At 47.5% G+C, this 21,421-nt stretch carries 20 protein-coding genes and 1 riboswitch; all 20 genes read right to left on the bottom strand.

The features are described from left to right. Positions 1–932 (bottom strand): oligosaccharide flippase family protein (locus AZ66_RS30505; protein WP_231586805.1); only part of this gene is annotated, 932 nt, incomplete at its 3' end. A gap of 293 nt (positions 933–1,225) precedes the next feature. Then, on the bottom strand, positions 1,226–1,768 hold the full coding sequence (gene spoVT / locus AZ66_RS09635) for a stage V sporulation protein T (protein WP_021260696.1): 543 nt from the start codon (positions 1,766–1,768) through the stop codon (positions 1,226–1,228). A gap of 597 nt (positions 1,769–2,365) precedes the next feature. Beyond that, positions 2,366–3,430, bottom strand: coding sequence for a peptidylprolyl isomerase (locus AZ66_RS09645; protein ID WP_021260697.1), 1,065 nt, complete (start codon positions 3,428–3,430; stop codon positions 2,366–2,368). After that, entirely contained in the window at positions 3,417–6,947 is a 3,531-nt protein-coding gene (gene mfd / locus AZ66_RS09650) for a transcription-repair coupling factor (RefSeq protein ID WP_044354656.1), read from the bottom strand. The genes AZ66_RS09645 and mfd overlap by 14 nt, the downstream gene beginning before the upstream one ends. Before the next feature lie 135 nt (positions 6,948–7,082). Continuing rightward, positions 7,083–7,313, bottom strand: coding sequence for an anti-sigma-F factor Fin (locus AZ66_RS09655; protein WP_021255237.1), 231 nt, complete (start codon positions 7,311–7,313; stop codon positions 7,083–7,085). A 302-nt stretch (positions 7,314–7,615) separates the two neighbouring features. Beyond that, positions 7,616–8,176: an aminoacyl-tRNA hydrolase gene (pth, locus tag AZ66_RS09660; protein ID WP_044354657.1), complete on the bottom strand. Its 561-nt coding sequence runs from the start codon at positions 8,174–8,176 to the stop codon at positions 7,616–7,618. Between the two features lie 171 nt (positions 8,177–8,347). After that, the gene (locus AZ66_RS09665) at positions 8,348–9,301 is read right to left on the bottom strand and encodes a ribose-phosphate diphosphokinase (RefSeq protein ID WP_005545532.1); all 954 of its coding nucleotides are present in this window, start codon (positions 9,299–9,301) and stop codon (positions 8,348–8,350) included. Between the two features lie 152 nt (positions 9,302–9,453). Continuing rightward, positions 9,454–10,848, bottom strand: a complete 1,395-nt coding sequence (gene glmU, locus AZ66_RS09670; protein ID WP_044354659.1) for a bifunctional UDP-N-acetylglucosamine diphosphorylase/glucosamine-1-phosphate N-acetyltransferase GlmU — start codon at positions 10,846–10,848, stop codon at positions 9,454–9,456. Positions 10,849–10,971: 123 nt separating this feature from the next. Further along, positions 10,972–11,256 (bottom strand): septation regulator SpoVG, encoded by a 285-nt coding sequence (gene spoVG / locus AZ66_RS09675; protein WP_044354661.1) that lies wholly within the window; start codon positions 11,254–11,256, stop codon positions 10,972–10,974. A gap of 137 nt (positions 11,257–11,393) precedes the next feature. Next, positions 11,394–11,777 (bottom strand): RidA family protein, encoded by a 384-nt coding sequence (locus tag AZ66_RS09680; protein WP_044354662.1) that lies wholly within the window; start codon positions 11,775–11,777, stop codon positions 11,394–11,396. A gap of 37 nt (positions 11,778–11,814) precedes the next feature. After that, on the bottom strand, positions 11,815–12,645 hold the full coding sequence (gene purR, locus AZ66_RS09685; RefSeq protein ID WP_021260702.1) for a pur operon repressor: 831 nt from the start codon (positions 12,643–12,645) through the stop codon (positions 11,815–11,817). Positions 12,646–12,794: 149 nt separating this feature from the next. Continuing rightward, positions 12,795–13,649, bottom strand: a complete 855-nt coding sequence (gene ispE / locus AZ66_RS09690; RefSeq protein ID WP_044354664.1) for a 4-(cytidine 5'-diphospho)-2-C-methyl-D-erythritol kinase — start codon at positions 13,647–13,649, stop codon at positions 12,795–12,797. Between the two features lie 165 nt (positions 13,650–13,814). After that, positions 13,815–13,991 carry a small acid-soluble spore protein (alpha/beta-type sasp) gene (locus AZ66_RS09695; RefSeq protein WP_021255243.1) on the bottom strand — a complete coding sequence of 59 codons (177 nt, stop codon included), beginning with the start codon at positions 13,989–13,991 and terminating at the stop codon, positions 13,815–13,817. A 212-nt stretch (positions 13,992–14,203) separates the two neighbouring features. Next, positions 14,204–14,479 carry a biofilm formation stimulator Veg gene (veg, locus tag AZ66_RS09700; RefSeq protein WP_021255244.1) on the bottom strand — a complete coding sequence of 92 codons (276 nt, stop codon included), beginning with the start codon at positions 14,477–14,479 and terminating at the stop codon, positions 14,204–14,206. A gap of 158 nt (positions 14,480–14,637) precedes the next feature. Then, positions 14,638–15,543: a sporulation peptidase YabG gene (gene yabG, locus AZ66_RS09705; protein WP_044354665.1), complete on the bottom strand. Its 906-nt coding sequence runs from the start codon at positions 15,541–15,543 to the stop codon at positions 14,638–14,640. 77 nt (positions 15,544–15,620) lie between these two features. Then, on the bottom strand, positions 15,621–16,532 hold the full coding sequence (gene rsmA / locus AZ66_RS09710; RefSeq protein WP_044354666.1) for a 16S rRNA (adenine(1518)-N(6)/adenine(1519)-N(6))-dimethyltransferase RsmA: 912 nt from the start codon (positions 16,530–16,532) through the stop codon (positions 15,621–15,623). 5 nt (positions 16,533–16,537) lie between these two features. Then, on the bottom strand, positions 16,538–17,104 hold the full coding sequence (gene rnmV / locus AZ66_RS09715) for a ribonuclease M5 (protein WP_044354678.1): 567 nt from the start codon (positions 17,102–17,104) through the stop codon (positions 16,538–16,540). A gap of 166 nt (positions 17,105–17,270) precedes the next feature. Next, positions 17,271–18,398: a 3D domain-containing protein gene (locus AZ66_RS09720; RefSeq protein ID WP_021260707.1), complete on the bottom strand. Its 1,128-nt coding sequence runs from the start codon at positions 18,396–18,398 to the stop codon at positions 17,271–17,273. A 317-nt stretch (positions 18,399–18,715) separates the two neighbouring features. After that, positions 18,716–18,919: riboswitch (cyclic di-AMP (ydaO/yuaA leader) on the bottom strand. Between the two features lie 193 nt (positions 18,920–19,112). After that, complete coding sequence (locus AZ66_RS09725) at positions 19,113–19,880, bottom strand: TatD family hydrolase (protein ID WP_044354668.1); 768 nt, start codon at positions 19,878–19,880, stop codon at positions 19,113–19,115. Positions 19,881–19,908: 28 nt separating this feature from the next. Continuing rightward, the gene (locus AZ66_RS09730; RefSeq protein ID WP_021260709.1) at positions 19,909–21,192 is read right to left on the bottom strand and encodes an HD domain-containing protein; all 1,284 of its coding nucleotides are present in this window, start codon (positions 21,190–21,192) and stop codon (positions 19,909–19,911) included. Positions 21,193–21,421: the final 229 nt, after the last annotated feature.

Below are 21,421 nucleotides of genomic sequence, written 5' to 3' on the forward strand. Positions count from 1 at the left end.
ACAGCAAGCGAGCTCGCAACCATTGTGACAAGTTGCACAAGTGGATACGCCCGGCTGTACACGCCGAACTGTGCGAGTGCCTCTGCCTCACTCCACCCTTGCTGCAGTAGAAACCGAGGCACCGTAAATACATCCACTACATTTACCGCTGGCAGCACAATTGCACCTAAACAAATTGGCAGTGCAGTCCAAGTCAGCTTCCGAATCCAGCTCCAGATGGCACCTGCCTGCTGCTTCATCCCTAATTGCGGCCTTTTCCGCAGTCGACTGCGGTTTCTACGCTTCTCCCTCCAGCGGAAGATCATCATAGTTAGCAACCCGCATAGGCCACCCGCAAATGATCCAAGCGTAGCTCCTGCAGCGATCGTCTCATCCGCTGCGCCCAGATGACTATAGTACAGCAGAAGCCCGATCATGACCGCCACGCGTCCTGTCTGCTCGACAACCTGCGATACAGCTGTCGACGTCATCCTTCCACTGCCCTGATCGTAGCCTCGAAGAGCAGCGGCAAGCGGCATTACAAGCAGCGCATAGGCAGCGCTCTGGATAGCGGCCACCGTATGTTGATTGCCAATCCAACTGGCTATCTGTTCTGCGCCAGCCAACATAGCGAAGAACCCAGCAATCCCAGTAACCGTCATGAGCAGACCGGAGGCTAGGAGTACCTGTTCAGAGCCTATCTCATCCCCAGCAGCCTCGCATTCTGCCACGAGCCGTGCTACCGCAACTGGAATACCCGCACTAGCTATCGCTACTAGCAGCACATAGAACGGGTATACTGCGTTATATATGCCGAATACACCGTCTCCCCCGATATTTTGCAGCGGGATTTTCTGCAGTGTTCCGATCACCTTCGACACTATCGTCGCCATGCCTAGCAATAAAGCGCCAGACATAACTTGCCCCGCAACTCGGGGGGTTCGTTTGTTCAACCCATCATCCCCGCCCATCTCTAACATTCGTAACGTATTATATCATACCAAGACAGGCCAATTCCTCCTTACTGGGAAAGCTCCATGCATAGAAGCTGCAGCACTCTGCAATCTCGCATTTTCAGCGCTCCTGCCCAACAAAAAAAACAATACGGCATATCAATAAGCCTCTGCAATGACGTGGGGATAACTGGATATTGAAGGTTGGAGCACAAAAAAAAGCCCCTGCATCTCTCAAGCTGCGTTTACACGCATCCTGTATGAGCAGGGGACTTTCGTTAGCAAATTTCGGATTACTGCTCCATTTGCTTACCAAGGAAGCCAGCAGCCGTTTCCGACATTTTCACTTCCATTTGGCTCATTTTCACGCTGTCGTCTTTGTTAAGCATAACAACTGTACCGATAGGATCTCCACCAGCAACGATTGGAGCAACAACGAAAGAAGAGAAAGCTTCTTGGCTGTCTTTTACGATTTCATAATTGCCTGCGTTCGTTTCGATCATTGTCTTGCGGTTTTCCATACAGTTCTCAAGCAACATCCCGATTTGCTTGTCCATGTATTCTTTCTTCGATCCGCCAGCAACTGCGATTACATTATCACGGTCAGAGATCATTGTGATATGTCCTGTGCTCTCATACAAGGATTCCGCATATTCCTTAGCGAAGTCGCCCAATTCACCAATTGGGGAATATTTCTTAAGGATAACTTCTCCATCACGATCAACGAAAATTTCAAGAGGATCTCCCTCGCGAATGCGCAAAGTGCGACGAATTTCTTTAGGGATTACAACACGTCCGAGGTCATCGATACGACGAACAATTCCAGTAGCTTTCATTATGAGTTGCCCCGCTTTCAGTAAGTATTTTCGATCTACTGTATTATTGTTAATTAGGAGGGATGCGGAATGGTTTGTAATACTGACCATAGTATTCATCTGCTCCCAAGTTCTTATACATACACATCATACGTAGGTAATGCCATCCAAGTTGCAAAAAAAATCACATTTTTCGACACTAACCGACATTTTTTTAGAACGAATTCTTAAAATTTTCACATTTTTCATCAATATGGCGGAATTTTTTAGCGTTTTCCTCTGATTTTGTCGAAACGAAGCTTAACTTTTTCGACATCAATGCGAAATGTTGGATTTGCTTTGGCATTTTACTTCTGTGCACACAGGGAAAAGACACTCCATTCAAATTATGACCGGTAGTAATTTGAATAGCCGCTAACATAGTATGTCTAATTTCCCCCAAACCATGACAAATGTAAATAAACGTATTTTTAGAGGATGAAACCGGAAATGAAAACTTTTTATTGTTTTTATGAATATTTCATTCCTTTTCCATACCATCCGCGAAAAATAGCCCCTTCCCCTTGAGGGGAAAGGGCTACGGCACGAGATGATGACACATCATCTCGCGGCATGCCTTCACTTGCCTGATTCTGCTTTTGTATCTTTGGGAGCTTCTGTATTCTGATCTTTCTTCTCGTCCTTCTTCTCTTCCGGCTTTGTCTCCGTCTTAGGAAGGTCGATTTTCTTGATCAGCTTATCCAGATCCTTCTGCATGAAGTTGTTCATCAGCTCAGAAGCTGCGCGCGTACGCAATGCTTCCTTCTCTTCTTCTGTCAACTTGCTGTATTCCTTCTCTTTACGATCTTCCACGCGCATAACGTGGTAGCCGTAGTCTGTCTCAACTGGATCGCTCACTTGATTAAGCGGCAATGTCAAGGCAGCTTCCTTGAATTGCGGTACCCATTGACCTACAGCAGCGTCCTTGTACAGACCACCAGTCTTAGCGGAGCCTGGATCGTCAGACGTTGTCTCAGCCAACTTCGCGAAGTCCTCACCCTTTTTCAGACGAGCTTGTACATCCTTCGCCATCTTCAGAGCATCTTCTTTTTTGCGCTCTTTGCCTTCTTTGTCCTTGAATCCAATGAGAATATGACGAACGGAAGCAGTTGTCATTTCTTTCTTATTCTTCTCGAACTCAGCTTTGAGCTGATCTTCCGTTACCTTGCCGTTGTAATCCTGTACAACTGTCAAGATGCGCGCCATATACTCCGTAATTTCCTCTTCCGTGAGTTTGCGCTTGTCCAGCATTTCTTTGAACTGCTTGTCTCCGACTTGCTTCTTCATCAAGCCAATTTGTTCTTTGGCTTTATCTTTACCGGTTTGCTTTGCTTTCTCCGGTGCTTTGCCATCCAAATAGCGATACGCGATTTGCTGCTTCACGAAGTAGTCGCGGAATTGATCCATGCCAATGATCTGCTCGTATTCCGGATAGAAGAACAGCATGTTCGAGATTTCTTTGTCGAAATCATTCTGTGTAATCTGTCCTCCCTCATACGTAGCAACGACTTTACTGTTGTCGGTTGCCTTGCCCGCTGACTTCTCGTCTTTATTGCCGCATCCGGCTAATACGGATATGGCGAGTACCGCAGACAATGCCAGCAACAACCACTTCTTGGAACGCGTCTTGTTATTTTGCAACATTCTGCAATTCTCCCTTCGATTTGATGGCACCCTTAGCTTCCTGCATGAATTGCTCTAGTATCATTAACAGCTGCAGCGCATCAACGCCCCGTGCATTGAACTTCACAGCACCGTAAGCCTCTTGATCGACATTAATCCGTCGGTCGAGCTTAGATGCAACGGCAGCCATCTTCTTGCGGTCTAACCACGGATCCGCCGAAGAATGGACCTTGATCGTGACCACATCTCCACGCTGTACAATCGACTCCCATCCATACTGCTTCGCATGAAGCTTCAGCCTAGCGACGGCGAGTAATTGAAGGACAGCAAGAGGTGGTTCACCAAAGCGGTCGATGAGTTCGTCCCGCAGTTCTTCGACTTCATCCAATGTAGCAAGTCCCGCTACCTTTTTATAAATCTCAATCTTCTGAATACTATCATAAATATAATTCGGCGGCAAATACGCATCTACGTTCAGGTCGATGAGGGTTGTAAGCTCCTGCTGATCCTCAATAGCGACACCATCGATCTCCGCCTTGCGCTTGTTCACCTCATCTGCAAGCATCTGCGAGTATAGATCAAATCCAACTGATGCGATAAATCCATGCTGCTCCGCACCCAGCAGATTACCCGCACCTCGAATGGACAAGTCGCGCATCGCAATTTTGAATCCAGAGCCAAGCTCGGTGAACTCCTTAATCGCCTGAAGACGCTTCTCTGCCACCTCGTTCAACACCTTGTCGCGCTGATAAGTGAAGTAAGCATAAGCAATCCGGTTCGAGCGGCCCACTCGCCCACGCAACTGATACAGCTGCGACAGACCCATCTTGTCTGCATCATGAACGATGAGCGTGTTCACGTTCGGAATGTCTACGCCTGTCTCGATAATGCTGGTGCTGACGAGCACATCGTATTCCCCATCCAAGAAGTCGAGAATTGTCTTCTCCAGCTCTGTCTCGGACATTTGTCCATGGCTTACCGTCACACGGGCATCCGGCACGAGCATTTTAATATGGTCGGCCATCTGATGAATCCCCTGCACTCGGTTGAACAGGAAGTAGACCTGTCCGCCTCTTGCCAGTTCTCGTTCTATCGCCTCGCGAACTAAATTATCGCTGTATTCCAGCACGTAGGTCTGAACTGGGAATCGATTTTCTGGCGGTGTCTCGATAACCGACAAATCCCGGACACCGAGCATGGACATATGCAAGGTACGCGGAATAGGTGTTGCCGTCAGTGTCAGCACGTCGACATTCATCTTCAGCTTTTTCAACTTCTCCTTGTGCGTTACGCCAAAACGTTGTTCTTCATCGACAATCAGCAATCCTAAATCTTTGAAAACAACATCCTGAGAGAGCAGGCGGTGAGTGCCGATAATGACGTCGACAACACCCGACTTCAGCCCTTTCATGGATTCGTTCTGTTCCTTGCGGGAACGGAATCGGCTAAGAACCTGAATATTAAATGGATAGTCAGCAAATCGCTCACGGAACGTCTCATAGTGCTGCTGTGCCAAGATGGTTGTTGGTACGAGTATCGCCACCTGCTTGCCTTCGATTGCGGCCTTGAAGGCAGCTCGAACCGCAACTTCCGTCTTGCCATACCCTACGTCACCGCACAATAGACGATCCATCGGACTCGCCTTCTCCATATCCTGCTTAATTTCTTCGATGGCACGCAGTTGATCTCGCGTCTCATCATAGGGGAACATATCCTCGAATTCCCGCTGCTCTGGTGTATCTTTCTCGAATGCATAACCGCTAGATGCATGTCTTGATGCGTACAGCTTGATCAAATCGTCTGCAATGTCCTTCACGGAGGAACGAACTTTATTCTTAACCTTCGTCCACTCGGTGCCACCCAGCTTATAGATCTTCGGCTCCTTCTCTTCCGAGCTTACATAGCGCTGGATGAGATGAAGCTGATCCACTGGGACAGATAGTTTATCCCCACCCGCATACAAAATATGCAGATAGTCCTTATGGATACCATTGAAATCCAGCGTCCCAATTCCGATATACTTACCAATACCATGATTCTGATGAACGACATAATCGCCGATCTTCAGTTCCGTATAGCTGCGAATCCGCTCCGCATTGTCCACCTTCGCGTTCAGTTCCGTGCGGCGTGTCTTCCGCTGCTTGCCGGAGAACATCTCACCCTCCGTAATGACCACAAGGTGAATGGACGGGAGCTCGAAGCCTGTCTGCAGGTTGCCCTTTAAGATCGTAGGCTCAGGTATTGCGTAATCCTGAAGCACACGGCGCATCCGTTCAATTCGTTCATCACCGTTCGCCAGCATAATGACGTTAGCGCCCGTCTTCTTCCACCGTTCCATTTCTGCTTTCAAGACATTCATTTGTCCATGGAAGTTCTGCATGGAGCGGCACATGACGTTCACGATATTTTGAGGCTGCGTATGTGGAACCTGTCTAAGGAACAGCGCCATAAATACGGTCTGGAATGGACGCTTGCCCATCGCGACGTCAGATGTCACACCTAGAGGCAGCGCTGGCAATGTCTTGCCATTCGACAACAGATGTGTGCTCCACTCCAGTTCATCTCGTTCAAGCTGCTTGGCTGTCTCCATGACTCTAGCAGGCTCATCTACGACAAGCAGCGTGTCCTTCGGCATATAGTCATATAATGTGTGCTTCTCTGGATAGAGCAGCGCCACGTATTTATAGAGCTCTGTAAAATATACAGAACCTCTCATTCGTTCGATATCATGCCCGATTTCCCGCTCAAGCTTCTCCTTTACTTGGCGATCGGACATCTTGCCCAGCTGTTCTTCGAGACGTGCAAAAGTCGCCTCAGCCGCAGCGGCGAAGCGTGTCTCGTCTGCAATTAAGTCTTTGCAAGGCAGTATCGTCAATTGCTTCAACTTATCGATAGAACGTTGATCCTGTGTATCGAATGAGCGAATGGAGTCAATTTCATCATCGAACCATTCAATTCGATACGGATAAGGAGCCGTGATTGGATAAATATCTACTATCCCACCACGGACGCTCATCTCTCCCTTGGCCTCGACCCGTTCTGTACGCTCATAGCCGCACGCAACCATCTCTGCCAAGAAGGTTTCCAGTGGAAGCTCATCGCCTAGCGACAGAGATATGCCAGCCTCAGCCATCATCTCACGGGCAGGCAAAAAGCGCCGTAATCCCGCATACGGCGTTACGATTATCCCACGGAATCCATGTGCACACCGGGTAAGCACCTCGATGCGCTGCGCAATCACTTCTGGACTTGATATCGCTGCTTCTGCAGCTACCAACTCATTGGCTGGATATAAGAGCACTTGATCCGCCGACAAACATTCTTGCAGATCATCAGCTACTTTTTGTGCAGAGAACATGTTGTGTGTGACGACGAGTACTGGACGATCCAACTGCATCTGAAGTGCTGCCATCATCACCTGACGAGCTGAACCGGACAAGCCGGATACCAATTGCTCCTTCATTCCTGCACGGACACCCGCAGCAATCGATTCAATATCACGTTCTTCTGATAAAGCTTGCATGAGTGCATTCAACAAAAGATAGGCACCTCTTTCTCACCCACAATAAATACTACAAGGTATAACTAGTAAGGTTATATACGTTACCCTCATCCAAAATAAGCCTCGGCTGACAAGCCAAGGCTGACGCTAACTCCCATTGCCCATATACCCTCATTGCAAGGGGGAGGAAAGCAAAGACAACTCGGGATGCATCTGAATTGCTTCTGTACAATATTCACATGTCATCCGCACGGTTACATCTCCATTGGAATGAACAACAATATATTGTTGGCGCTCGTCTGGGGTAAGACGGTGGAAGCCGAGGCGTTCCTCATCAATCCCATTCCCGTCGATGCGCCCAATCATTGTATGACAATGTTTGCACACGTAATTCACAGACATGTATATGCCTCCCATTCTTGGATTATACCGTTCAGTATGTCCAAAAGAAAGGCACATTAGCCTATATCAGTTTTGATCACGAAGTTTCTCAGGAAGTAATTCGGCGGCGAATCTTGCTCTCACCCTCTAACAGCGTATGCTTCCGAAGTATGTTTCCTGCAGAAACATTTCAGCTGCTCATGTAGTCCCGCCTACACTCCGTTGCTCCTTACAAGTTTTGCGGAGCAAAACTCGCTACGAAAGCATGTGCTTCAAGTTCCCGCAACCTTCTTGGTGCTGAAAACCGATATTTTTCGATCAGATTATCCGTTGAATTTCGCCATCGTCTGCTCGAACGAATGCTTGAGCGAGAATTCGACAGCGTCGCAAGTGCGCTCAACCGTCTGCTTCAAGTCATCCATACCCGCTTTAGGGAACGTAGACAGCACATAATCTACAATAGACCGACCAGGCTCCGGACGAGATATCCCCATCCGAACCCGATTGAAGGATTGCGTTCCTAGATGCTGGATGAGCGATTTAATCCCGTTGTGACCACCCGCACTCCCTTGATAGCGTAAGCGAATCTTCCCAAGCTCTGTATCCATATCATCATATAGAACGATAAAATCCTCAATATCCGCCTTATAGTAATCCATATATGCGCGAACAGCCTCTCCAGACAGATTCATATACGTCATGGGTTTGATAAGAACAACCTTCTCTGTTCCAACGCGCCCCTCTCCTAGTAACGCCTTGCATTTGCTCTCACGTACCTGAATGCCGAAGCGATCCGCAAGAGAGTCAATTGCCATAAAGCCGATATTGTGGCGGGTTGCGGCATATTCGGTTCCCGGGTTACCTAATCCTACAATCCACTTCAAGAGCGCTACATCCTTCCTTATTGATCATCGATATGATGATTGAACTGCTTTTTGCATGCATCCGCAACTGATTTGCAGACATATTCAAATGCCGATAAGGGTTACTTCTCCGGCGAAGACCGAAGACGTAACCCTTCCGTAATGTGCAGCTCAGGTCACTCGACCCACGCTTTATTCAATCTCAAACAATTTACTGATAGACAATTCTTCGTGAACACGAATAATCGCTTCACCCATTAACGGTGCAACCGACAGTACGTGTAACTTGCTAGATGGGTTTTCATGTGTAATCGGAATTGTATCCGTTACAACAACCTCTTTAAATGGCGATTTCTCCAGACGATCCATCGCAGGTCCGGACAATACTGGATGCGTGCAGCAAGCGTAGACTTCCTTCACTCCTGCTTCAACCAATGCGTTCGCACCAAGCACGATCGTACCAGCAGTGTCGATAATGTCATCGATAATGATCGCTGTCTTGCCTTTAATATCCCCGATAATATTCATAACTTCACTAACGTTCGGCTCTGGACGGCGCTTGTCGATAATGGCAAGCGGCGCATTCAGGAAGTCAGCCAATTTACGCGCACGTACCACACCACCATGGTCAGGCGATACGACAACAACGTTTTCGAGTTGCTTCGAGCGGAAATATTGTGCCAAAATTGGAACACCCAGCATATGATCCACAGGAATATCAAAGAATCCTTGAATTTGTGTGGCATGCAAGTCCATCGTAATGACACGATGAGCTCCTGCTGTCTCGATCAAGTTCGCTACAAGCTTCGCCGTAATCGGATCGCGCGAACGCGCTTTACGGTCTTGGCGAGCGTAGCCATAGTAAGGGATAACTACGTTAATGCTCTTTGCCGATGCACGCTTCAATGCGTCCACCATTACAAGCAACTCCATCAAATTGTCATTGACCGGGTCGCATGTCGATTGAACGACGTAAACGTCACAACCGCGTACACTTTCAGACAACTTAACTTGGATTTCTCCATCACTAAAGCTCTTCGTTTCTGCATCTCCCATCGGAATTCCGATGTATTCTGCAATCTTGTTCGCCAAATTAGGATTGGAGTTGCAAGTGAAAATTTTCAACTTGGAATCACAATACGTCATGATATTAAAAACCCTCCGTGCCGGTTCTTGTTCATCGTTGTTTTAATACTGTCCGTTAATGGTGCTGCTTAGTCTATCCCTACATGGTCTCAACTAAAAAGGCTCTCAATACCATGCTAAACGATATTGAATGAAAAGTGCAACCTTATCGATCACTTTTCTCGTTCTTTTTTTGCTTTTGCGCGGGCGCGAATCTTCTCCGCATACCCTGGCTTGTTTACTTGACGCTCACGAGCGATGGCCAAGTCATTATCTGGTACAGGATGTGTAATCGTTGATCCGGCAACGACGTAAGCGCCAGTGCCCACTTTGATAGGTGCAATCAAGTTGACATTGCTGCCAATGAACGCATCATCGCCAATTTGAGTGAGCGACTTATTGAAGCCGTCATAGTTGACCGTAATCGCGCCACATCCAACATTTACATTCTTCCCTACTTCGGCATCACCAATATAACTGAGATGCGATACCTTCGTTTGATCATCAAGCGACGCATTTTTAATTTCCACGAAGTCGCCGACTTTCACCTGCTTGCCAAGACGTGCGCCTGGACGCAAATAAGCGAATGGACCAACTGAACTCTCGTCGCCTACAATCGCTTCACTGAGTACAGATTGCTTGATATGCACTTGATCGCCGATTGTAGAATCAACAATCTCGCTGTTCGGCCCAATAACGCATTCGCCGCCAACCGACGTGTTGCCACGCAGGCTTGTCCCTGGTTCAATGATCGTATCCGCTCCGATGACAACACCAGACTCGATATACGTATTGCCAGGATCAATAATCGTTACACCATTCAGCATATGGCGCTTATTGATACGCTCACGCATGAAGCGTTCCGCTTCAGACAACACCAAGCGATCATTAACGCCGATTGCCTCACTGTTATCCGGCGTACAATATGCTTGCACTATATCTCCTTGTGCCTTCATGATGCCGATTACGTCAGTCAAATAATACTCCTGCTGGGCATTATCATTTCTGATCTGCTCCAGCGCCGCGAACAACTTCACATTGTCAAAGCAATACGTGCCCGTATTGATCTCCTTCACGAGTTGCTCTTCGGTCGTACAATCCTTTTGTTCGACAATTTTCAAGACCGAACCGTCTTCTGCGCGAATGACGCGACCATAACCTGTCGGATCATTCAGTTCAGCCGTCAAAATCGTCGCTGACGCCTGAGCGCGGTTATGCAGTTCCATCAACTGAGCCAACGTTTCTGGTGTCACCAGCGGTGTATCGCCGCAAATGACAAGTGTCGTTCCTTCCTCACCATCAAGAAGCGCCTTCGCTTGCTTAACCGCATGTCCTGTACCAAGCTGTTCCGCCTGCAAGGCGTACTCGGCGCGGTTTCCCAGGAATTGCTGTACTGCTTCCGCTCCATGTCCTACAATGACGACTGTGCGCTCACAATCCACACTTTCGACAGCATCAAGAACATGCCCTACCATTGGTTTCCCGCATACGGGATGAAGCACCTTGTACAATTTTGACTTCATGCGTTTGCCTTGTCCGGCAGCAAGCACAATGGCCATTCTTTTCAAAGCGTCCGACCTCCTGCTCTACCTTTACTCCATAGAAGAATATATCTCATTATGGAGAAAAAGAAAAGAGAGCCCCTATGATTGGCTCTCTTTCTTTGCAACCCCAATTATAAAATCATAAAACTACGCGCCCTCTTCGATAACTTCCTCTTCCGTAGCAGCGCGTTCGTATTCAGCCAATACAGCAGCTTGAATCTTCTCGCGAGTCGCCGAAGAAATCGGATGAGCAATATCGCAGAATTCGCCATCTGGAGTCCGCTTGCTCGGCATCGCTACAAACATGCCATTGTTGCCGTCGATTACACGAATGTCATGAACGACAAACTCATTATCGATCGTAATCGATGCGATTGCCTTCATTCTCCCCTCTGTGTTGACGCGGCGGAGTCTTACATCAGTAATTTGCACGTGTGTTCACCACCTTTTTCCATCGAGACTTGGTGTATAATTCCACACGCGCATGAGAAATCCTTCTTAAATTTGCCAATAATCTAACTTTTTTTAAAAAATTATGCCTGTCTTTAACGGATTCGACAAGCTTCGATTTATATCGCTGCGATCAGTTCAATTTCGACAAGTACGTCCTTCGGAAGTCTCGCTACCTCTACGCAGGAGCGTGCAGGCTTGTGATTACCGAAGTACGATTCAAAGATAGCATTGATTTGAGCAAATTGATTCATGTCTTTGATAAAAACAGTAGCCTTAATTACCTTATCGAAAGAAGTACCTGCTTCTGCAAGCACAGCCTTCAAGTTGGAGAACACTTGATGTGTCTGCTCCTCAATGCCGCCTTCCACGAGCACACCTTGTGCAGTCAACGGAATTTGACCCGAAGTGAACAAGAGGTTGCCCAGCTTCATTGCTTGTGAGTATGGGCCAATGGCCGCAGGCGCTTGATTCGTTGCAATTGCTTCTAATCCATGAGACATATGAATACCCTCCCCAATCAATATTGTCCTTTATCGCTTATTCCTTATCGAAGTAGTTCCCCGGCTTCACCATAATATGGCGAGTCCGCGCATCTACAGTCCCAACGCGAATGAGGGAAACATAGTCTGTCAGCAGCCGTTCTTCGTTCGATACATCCTCCGATTCTACCAATACGCCAACACCCGCTACTGTGGCATCGAATTCCTTCAGCAGATCCATCATGCCGTGAATCGTTCCACCAGCACGCATGAAATCGTCCACGATCAATACACGTGAGCGTTCCTTCAAGGCACGCCGTGCGAGTGTCATCGTATGGATGCTCTTCTGCGATCCTGATACATAGTTAATGCTAACGGCTGATCCCTCTGTCACAACATGGTCGCGACGTACTAGCACCACTGGCAGGTTCAGATGAGCAGCAGTCGCATAGGCAATTGGAATCCCCTTCGTCTCTACCGTCATCACGACGTCAATATCGCAGCCTGCAAAGGCAGATGCGAACATTCGACCTACATCGTTCATCAAGGCCGGTTGGCCTAAAATATCAGTAATATAGAAATATCCCCCAGGAAGCACCCGGTCTGGATGCCCCATTGATGCGCATAAAGACTCAATGACAGGAAGTGCGATATTTGGCGTGCATTTCGGAATAAACTTCACTCCACCTGCAGCACCAGCCAGCGTCAGTAAATCTCCCGTTCCTTCGCTCTCGAACACCTCTTTAATAATAGCCAAATCTTCGCTGATGGAAGACTTGGCTGCACCGTAACGTTCTGCAAATGTCGTGAGCGGTATGAGCGTATGCGGCTTAGACATCAGATATTGGGTCATCTCAACCAGACGGGCGCTTCGCTTCAATTTTTTCATGATTACTCCTCGCTCAAAACCGAATATTATATTGTAGATATTACATGAATGTACGCTAGTTAGCAAGACGAAGGCCGCTTGTCAAGTCAAGCAATCCTTGAATTGTAACCATTTCGCCTTCTTGACGCACGTTAATCTATTTAAGCCTGTTATCCCAACAAGCGTACCGCGTACACTTCCTTGCAAAAACCGCGCAGTCCATTATAAATCCTTGCGATCTTAGATTCTTTAGACACAAGGCCGAATACCGTCGGGCCGCTGCCCGACATCAGCACTCCTTCAGCCCCGAGCCGAAGCATAGCATCCTTCAACTGCTGTACTTCCGGATGGAGCGGCAGCGTGACATCCTCCAGCACGTTGCCAAGCGATTCACACACCCCTTGGAAGCTTTGGGCCTGTATCGCCCTGCGCATTTGATTGAGCGATGGATGCACCGTAATCTGATTCGCTCTAAGGCGCCCATAGACATCAGCTGTCGATACATTAATCGGCGGCTTGGCAAGCACAACCCAGCATTGAGGTGGCTGCTCAATCATTTCAAGCGCCTCTCCGCGGCCGCGAGCTATTGCAGTCCCTCCCGTCACGCAGAACGGGACGTCAGACCCAAGTTCCGCGCCGAGCACCTGCAGCTCTTCATCGGGAATCTCTAACTTCCATAATCGATTCAAGCCTCGCAGTGTAGCAGCAGCATCGCTGCTTCCGCCGGCTAGTCCGGCAGCTACTGGTATTTTTTTATCTAAATGAATATATACGCCTTGCTTCACTTCATAACGTTCTTTAATTAGTTTTGCCGCTTGGAACGCCAAGTTCTTCTCATCTAACGGTATGTAACCTGCTTGGCTGGAGATGATAATCGTATCTCGAGGAAGTTCCTCCATCTCGAGACGGTCCGCTAAGTCTACCATCGTCATGACCATTTCGACGTCATGATACCCATCCTCGCGCTTACGCAGCACGTCCAATAGCAAATTTATTTTGGCAGGCGCCTTCTCGTACACTTTCACTCGCGTTCACCCTTCTTTATCCTACGGATCGCTTACGTTATTATAACAGACTCTATGGTGCAAGTCATATGTGTACGTATACAGGCAATGAACATGATTTCGTACAAAAAAAGCGAACAGAGCGGAATAGATCCGATGCTCGCTGGATAGAAGGTTCATGACTCGTTATTTTTTCGAGGCTGCCTCTTCGGCAAGTTGAATGGCCCGCTTGACCATATCGCCAGCATCCTTCGCACGGATAGCACCCCATCCGTATTTGGACACCGTATCGTAGAAGCCAAGATCTTTAGCCAATTCCACCTTCAGATCTTCAGACATGAAGCTGCGCTTTCTTCGGCTCATCACTGCACCTCCCACGCTTACCTTAAAGTTCATATCATCAGCAAGCACGACATAATCATCGGCCTACCGTTAATGTAAGTAGAAGCCGCCTCCATTATACGTACACTCCTGTTCCGATTTATGGGGGAGCATCTGGGAGAACCATGACCGTGCGTGCTCATGATATTCCTTTAAAAACAAAAGGCAGCCCTCACAGGCTGCCGTCATGTCGCTTAACCGCGAACATATTCAATCTTCAACTCGCCGTTATCGGCGCATACGGTCACTTGGACCGATTCTGTTAATATATCTGCATAGCTATAGGATACCCGCTTAAACGCGTTCTGATCCTGGTCCAACTTAACAATAAATACAGAAGGGTAGGTTTCTTCCAACACGCCCGTACGCTCAATCGTTTTCCGACGACCGCCATTGGCGCGGAGCAGAATCTTCTGACCGACATGTGCTTCAAGACAACGACGAATTTCAAACAGCGCGTTTTTCGCCATTACAGCTACCACCTCTTTCCTTGTCCATTATAACCAATTCAAGAGGTGTTGTCAAATAAACGATTAATTATAACAATAACACCGTTTTCGTGTCAATGTGTTTTTTTGCCCAAATTTATTAAATTGGTTCTTTTTTCTGCTTTTTATACATAGGCCGCTTATATTACGGTTGGCGTAACGTTCAATGTCGATAAATCCTTCAACTTCGGCATGCCCACTCGATAACTTCCCTTTGTCTCAATGCCACCCACCCCGTCAATGCCACTGACCATATGAGGCGCAATATCCCCAATCTGTACGGTATCACGAATCGAGGTATATGATGCCTTAACCGCTACGTAAGCTGGATCAAGCGCATGAATCATAATTCGGCCCGGTGAACTTGCAAAATTGGCTCCTGCTTGCAGAAGCGCCTCGAAGTGAGATTGGCATGCCCCGGCAATCACAGTCAATAAATCAAGATGCCGCTCATACTGCCTTGCCGTCTGTACCGCATTGACGAAGTTCTGGGAGTTCTTATAATTCTGCAAATTTAACAGATCACGGAACCTGCCATTCTTCAAAACACCATCATGTCCAGTAATGACGATTATATTCGGCTTCACTCGCGGCAGCAGCCGATACAACGTATCTGTCATGTTGCGTTCATTCACATAATGGCCTTCTGCCGGCACGTTGAGCTGATTATATATCGCCATGCTCTTCTGTAAATATCCGGGGTCTCCATCCAGATGGAGTACCGTTCCCGGCATATCAAAGGTTGAAATGGAATTGGGCATCTCTGCAAATGGAAGCTCCGTCCGCCTGCGCTCATGCAGCTGCCTACGCTGCTGTTCAAGCACTTCGACAGACTCCAGCATCTTGATATGAGCCTGTTCTGTGCGGCGCGCAATCGTTGCCTTTGGTACACTAACTAAATCTTCAACATGGGAATCCGCCAGTAAGCGATAATCCGTCCCCTTAATAACCGCCGTCTGTCGGAAGATCTCCTCCACACGGAATGTAATATCGCCACCGTACGACTTGCGTACGACCAAATCCCCTTGCTTCACTGGTTGGTTCATAGGATCAATCACCTCTCCGATTATCCTATGGGCAAACGCATAAATTGGTGATGCCTAAGCCTTAAAATTATGTTATGTTATTCCGCTTGATCCTCTTCTTCTGCATGTGCAATGGCTTGACCGATCGCGTCGGACAGAACAGCGAACTCCTCAATCGAGAGTGTCTCCCCTCGGCGATTCGGTTCAATTTGTGCTGAAGCGAGCGCTTCCGTCAGCCTGTCTGTCCCACACTTGCTGGCATAGCGAGCCTTCAGGTTATTCCAAATTGTCTTGCGACGCTGAGCGAACGAAGCCTGTACAACATCGAATAACAGCGACTCATCCTTCACCTGTACAGGCGGTGTCTGTCTCACACGTAGACGGATTACTGCAGATTCTACATTTGGCTGCGGGATGAACACCGTATGCGGTACGGTGCATACAAGCTCCGGCTCTGCAAAATATTGAACAGCCACACTTAAGCTGCCGTAATCCTTGCCTCCCGGCTTCGCTGCCATTCGCTCTGCAACTTCCTTCTGAATCATGACGACGATGTTCTTGAGCGGTAGACGCTCCTCCAGAAGCTTCATCATAATCGGTGTCGTCACATAATAGGGCAAGTTGGCCACAACACTTACCCGCTCGACATCCTGGAACTGTTCGCGGAACAATTCATGCAAATCCACCTTCAATACATCCCCATGTACAACATGGACATGTTCATAGGGCTCCAGCACTTCCCCTAATATCGGAAGCAAGCGCTGATCGATCTCGACTGCTGTTACACGACGAGCGCGCTTAGCGAGCTGCTCCGTAAGCGCACCAATCCCAGGCCCAATCTCCAGGGCACCTGTCACATCATCAAGCTCTGCAGCATCCACAATACGGTGCAAAATGTTCATATCAATTAGGAAGTTCTGCCCTAAGCTTTTCTTAAATGAAAACCCATGCTTGCGTATAATGTCTTTCGTGCGATTCGGTGTTGCAATATCTATTTTCGTCTGCGTCATTCTATCTATTCTCCTTCTGCACATTGTCCCTGCTCGAATTGGTTCAGCTTCCGCAAGGCGTTCTCAAATTCCTCTCGTCCGATCTGGAACACACCGCAGCGCTTAAGCATCTGCTTCGCGTTGCAGTATCCAATGCCCAATATTTCACCTAACTGCCGTCTGCGTTCCGCAGAGCCTGCATGCGTCGTCAATCCCGCTTCCACGAGATCCGTCCACGTCAACTCTGACGTCATGCTTGGCATCTCGGAGCGAACCTGCTCTAAGGCACGGCGAATCGCTTCTGGCTTTGCATTCTCCACACCAAGATCCCCTTTAGCTATCGCCTCATGTCTAGGCAGGAAAGCGTGCTTGCACCCAGGTACACGTTCGGCTATCGTCTTCCGAATTTTCTCCCCTGCATGATCTGGATCCGTAAAAATAATAACGCCTCGGCGCTCTTGGGCCAATGCGATGCGTTTTATCGTTGTATCATTAATCGCCGATCCACCCGTCTCAATCGTATCCGCTTCAACGGCACGGTGAATGGCAACGGTATCATCTTTGCCTTCTACAACTATTACTTCGCGTATCAATATGCTTGCTCCTCTCACCACAAGGCTGCTTCCTAATTCCGCATCCTTCCCTTACTTTCCATTCATAAATAAACAACAAAAGAAGAGGGTGTCCCCTCTTCTTAGCATGACATAAATCATTATTCATTACTATATCCTAATTACACACGGCTGCATACCTTGTGCATTAGTTCGATTCCGGCTTGACTGGGCCAACCACGTATACGGTGTACCCCTTCTTGCGTCCGAACTTGCTGACCGCCTTCTTGCTGTCGAAGTATACATCGATAATTTTCCCCTTGACCGCGCCACCTGTATCTTCAGCACGTCTGAATCCAATCCCTTCGATATATACCCACCAGCCGAGCGGAATGACCTTCGGATCAACCGCGATAGTACGACCTTCTGATACCATCGCGCCAGATGCTGTCTTCGCACCAGCCGATCCCTCAGATTCCGTATACGCCGTCAGTTGAACGTTCTTCAGCACTTTTTTATAGTTAAAATCTTTGTCGCCACTGGAAACATTGTCAGAATCGTCTTCCTGCGCGTTCATTGACAGAACAGCAACTTCCGGTTCCTTCTTCGTTCCGTAGGCTATCACTTGATTCACTTGTTTTGTATGAACGGATTTGTCGACCATCTGCGAATATACGAGCTTACCATCCTCGTACGTTTTCTGTACTTTCTGGACAACCAAGCCTTCTTTTCCATCTTGAACCGTCTTGGTCTTCCCCTTAAGGAGAGTAGCATCTGCCTGCTTCACCACTTGATAAGGAACCTTCACTTTACGCTCTTCCATCTTCTTGCTGACACGAACAATGCGAATGTCCATGTCCTTCGAAATAGAGGCACGCTTAGAAGGGAATACCTTATCTTCAGGATTCACCTGGATTTGCAGCGAAGTTAGTGCATCATGCACCGACTTCTTCGTCGTAAATTGTGTTTCTTTCTTCCCATCCGCTGTAATTTGGATAGGCAAAGCGCGTTCAATAATAACTCGATCTCCATCAGCAATTTCTGCATCAAGCGGCTTCGATACTACATCGTATGCCCCAAGCGCTATCGCATGCTCATCCAAAACATTGCGAAGCGTATCTAGGCGAGTTTCGACTGAACGCTCTTGTCCATCAACGAGCACAGCCACTGTCTTCTTCGTTACATTATACCAAGTCAAGACTGCTATTAATGTGATCACGATTGCTACAGCTGCAATAACGGTGATAACACGTACATTTTCATGCTTCCATCGCAATGCGAGTGACATGCTGGATGATCGGGGTTCATGGGTTTCGTTGTTCACGATCTGTCCCATTTCTCGGTCCTCCTTACATAGTCCCGCCGTCGAGTGCTCTGCATGATTCCATCTGACGCGACTATTTCAAGAATGTTTACGAGAGACTTCACTTGCCATAAACGAGCATGTAATCGTTCAAGACAATGCCGAAATCTCCGTACCAACGTTTCAGTATTGGCTGCTCCCACCTCCTATTTCTTACACCCTATGACGTCTTTATTCTCATTATTCAAAAAAAGAATGTTTGAGAGTAAACAAAAGAAGCCCTTCGTAAGAGGAGACTCTTTCGCGGCTTCCGTAATAGAAACCCAAACGTCAACAGTGTAGGACGCGAGGAACCCTCTCTCGGTACGCTGACGAGGTTAGCTGTCGGGTTCGGGCTTGAGAGTCGCCCTATCGGAACCAACCGGCTCATGGCTCGGTCGTCCCTAATTCACCCCAAGGAATTAATCCGTGTGAATGAACATGTACTCATGTCATGTCGTTCACACTCTGGTTCCCCCGCTCTCCACTTCATGGAGATTAAGCGATACTGAATTAGTTGGAACAATATTGAATTGTGTAATAACATCTGTGAGAAATCATATCGTGTTTGCAATCTTCTTGTAAAGACAGTAGCAATTCCGTTTTTCGCGAAAAATGGTTAAAAAAATGTAACTTAATCCGTTTTTCATAATGAAATCCACTTATTTTATGGCCGATGTCTTTTTTTCACTTGTTTTTGGCCCGTTTTCACGTGATGTCAAAACATGTCATAGCATTTTGAGTCGTCATTCTGCAAAATTCTTCAAATTCCATACCCTTCAGCTCTGCTGCAACCTCTGCAACAAGACGCACATATGCGGACTCATTACGCTTGCCTCGGAACGGATGGGGAGTCAAATAGGGGGAATCTGTCTCCACAAGCAATCGGTCATTCGGAACCTTAACAAGTACTTCTTTCGGCTGTTTTGCATTTTTAAACGTAACGGGTCCTCCAAATGAAAGGTAGAAGCCCATATCCAGACACATCTTCGCTGTTTCCCAGCTACCTGAGAAGGAGTGCATGATGCCCCCTACTTCGTGAGCCTTCTCCTCGCGCAAGATGCGGATTACATCTTCGTGCGCCTCACGATTATGAATAATGATCGGCATCTTCAATTCTCGCGCCAACCCAATTTGCTCGCGGAATACACGGTGCTGAACATCCTTCGGAGAAGTATCCCAGTGATAGTCCAGTCCGATCTCGCCAATCGCCACAACCTTCTCATGTTCCGTTAGCTTGGCGATCCAGTCTATATCCTCCGGCTTCATCGTTATCGCATCTACCGGATGCCAGCCCACAGCTGCATAGATGAACTCATATTTCTCCGCCAACGCCATCGTCGTCGGGATCGTCTCTCGATTGAACCCGATGTTAACCATACGGGTCACCCCTTGTTCAACGGCCCGTGTGATAACCTGATCGCGATCCTCGTCAAAATTGCTGCTGTCTAAATGCGTATGCGTATCAAATAACACGTTTATGCGCTCCTTCTTGTAAATCGATCTAATGGTTGCGGCGTATAAACATACGCCTTGTATCTTCCGTAAGGTGATTCGAGACTTCTAGAAGCTTGTCCATTGGGAAATAGATATAGTGTTTTCCACGGCGAATGCCGCTAATGGAACGTACAATATCCGATTTCTTGGACAGCTCTACAATTTGCTGATCCCGTCCCCATAGCATAATATGTTGCTGTGAACGGGCATCTCCCTTTCGATATACATCATAGGGCTTGTCGAAGGGGGAATCGAACATAAGTTCATAGTTTGGATCAAGCCCAATTTGCGACCACTCTGCCCGCAATTGTTCCTGTAAATCGTCATCCATCTGTTCGATTTCAATATATTTATATAGTTTACGCTCCATGAATCGCTGGCACAAGTCAACGAGACGTTCATCCTTCTCCCTTGTCCACTGCATGAATGCGGTCTGCACAAATGCCTCATCCATTTGGACATATTGTTCCGTCGTAATCGTTCCTTCAAATAAAGAATCTAGTGGAGAGAGGAAATATTGAAAAGTGTATCCACCCAAATACAATTCTTTGGCTCGTTTGAAAATCAGGCGCAGTAACATCTCCGAGCTTCGGGTTACCGGATGGAAGTAGACTTGCCAGTACATCTCATATCGAGCTAGCAAGTAATGCTCTACTGCGTGCATGCCGCTCTCTTTGACTACAATCCGATCCTTAAGCGGTCGCAGCACCCTTAGAATACGATCGATATCGAATGTACCGTAATTAACACCGGTAAAGTATGCATCCCGCAGCAAATAGTCCATACGATCCGCATCAAGGGAGCCGGATACCAAATTCACGACAATCGGCCGCTCATATGTCTTACGAATCACTGATGCCACCTTGGTTGGGAGCTGTGGATCTACTTGTCTCAGCACGCGGTTGATATCGGTATCTTCTATTATAATGCGGTATGTCCAATCTTCATGAAACATATCGAAGGCCTCTTCAATGGAATGAGAGAATGGTCCATGGCCCACATCATGAAGCAATGCAGCACATAAGGCAACCAGCCTCTCTTCCTGCGGCCAGTCCTCATATTGGTTTCGTTCAAATTGAGAAATAATCCGCCGAGTAATCTCGTATACGCCCAGAGAATGAGAAAAGCGGCTATGCTCTGCTCCGTGGAATGTTAAATAGGAAGTTCCTAATTGGCGAATGCGGCGGAGCCGCTGGAATTCCCTCGTGTTAATCAAATCCCAAATTGTTCGATCTTGAACATGCACATAATTGTGAACCGGATCCTTGAACACTTTTTCCTCTAATAACATTGAAAATCACTCCTTTCGATTCGAACCTTTTCGACATAGTCTGCCTTATTGTCGAAAAGATTTGGTTTATTCTTGTTTCTGTTTATTTTTGCATAAAAAATACCATACGAGTGTAAAAGTGTACGCTACGTCGTTAAAAACAGCTTAATATAAGCTAAAAAAACCTAAAATCCATAAATTAGCACGCCAAGTATACATTTTTTAGGTTGACTAATTTGGGAATGGTTGG

The organism is Paenibacillus sp. E194, from assembly GCF_000935845.1.
Taxonomy (GTDB): Bacteria; Bacillota; Bacilli; order Paenibacillales; family Paenibacillaceae; genus Paenibacillus_B; species Paenibacillus_B alvei_B.

Excerpts from the sequence above, each read along its gene's own strand:
- yabG (WP_044354665.1), bottom strand. The coding sequence starts at position 15,543 with ATGAACCAACCAGTGAAGCAAGGGGATTTGGTCGTACGCAAGTCGTAC.
- AZ66_RS09645 (WP_021260697.1), bottom strand. The coding sequence starts at position 3,430 with ATGTTGCAAAATAACAAGACGCGTTCCAAGAAGTGGTTGTTGCTGGCA.
- AZ66_RS09730 (WP_021260709.1), bottom strand. The coding sequence starts at position 21,192 with ATGTTATTAGAGGAAAAAGTGTTCAAGGATCCGGTTCACAATTATGTG.
- veg (WP_021255244.1), bottom strand. The coding sequence starts at position 14,479 with ATGGCGAAAAACGCGCTGTTTGAAATTCGTCGTTGTCTTGAAGCACAT.
- AZ66_RS09665 (WP_005545532.1), bottom strand. The coding sequence starts at position 9,301 with ATGACGTATTGTGATTCCAAGTTGAAAATTTTCACTTGCAACTCCAAT.
- purR (WP_021260702.1), bottom strand. The coding sequence starts at position 12,645 with ATGAAAAAATTGAAGCGAAGCGCCCGTCTGGTTGAGATGACCCAATAT.
- AZ66_RS09695 (WP_021255243.1), bottom strand. The coding sequence starts at position 13,991 with ATGAGCCGAAGAAAGCGCAGCTTCATGTCTGAAGATCTGAAGGTGGAA.
- AZ66_RS09655 (WP_021255237.1), bottom strand. The coding sequence starts at position 7,313 with ATGTCTGTGAATTACGTGTGCAAACATTGTCATACAATGATTGGGCGC.
- AZ66_RS09680 (WP_044354662.1), bottom strand. The coding sequence starts at position 11,777 with ATGTCTCATGGATTAGAAGCAATTGCAACGAATCAAGCGCCTGCGGCC.
- AZ66_RS09720 (WP_021260707.1), bottom strand. The coding sequence starts at position 18,398 with ATGGGACAGATCGTGAACAACGAAACCCATGAACCCCGATCATCCAGC.
- spoVT (WP_021260696.1), bottom strand. The coding sequence starts at position 1,768 with ATGAAAGCTACTGGAATTGTTCGTCGTATCGATGACCTCGGACGTGTT.
- rsmA (WP_044354666.1), bottom strand. The coding sequence starts at position 16,532 with ATGACGCAGACGAAAATAGATATTGCAACACCGAATCGCACGAAAGAC.